Source organism: Gilvimarinus sp. 1_MG-2023, from assembly GCF_030548285.1.
Genome location: NZ_JAUOSC010001457.1, coordinates 1 through 248, shown reverse-complemented (window position 1 = coordinate 248; position 248 = coordinate 1). Strand labels below are relative to the sequence as shown.

1 protein-coding gene is annotated in these 248 nt (G+C 56.9%); it reads right to left on the bottom strand.

The annotated features are described in order from the left end of the window. The coding region (locus Q4563_RS21655) for a YbaN family protein (RefSeq protein WP_303605998.1) at positions 1-224 on the bottom strand (224 nt) is incomplete at its 3' end. Between the last annotated feature and the right edge of the window lie 24 nt (positions 225-248).

The following is a 248-nucleotide window of genomic DNA, read 5'->3' as shown; positions in this document are numbered from 1 at the left end:
CTGCCCAGCTTCGGATGCCCGACCAGCCAATGATAAAAACCCGGCGAACTGCGCACAAAACAGGCGGCAGCCAGTAACAAGAAAGGTGTGGTCGGCAACACCGGCAGAAAGATCCCGACAGTTCCCAACGCCACAGCCACCCACCCCACCGCCAGCAAGCACCAACGTAATACCGGATTGGCAACCTGGCGACGACCCGGCTCTGACGATTCAGGAACAGGCATAAGTTCAACCTCGTAATACAAAAC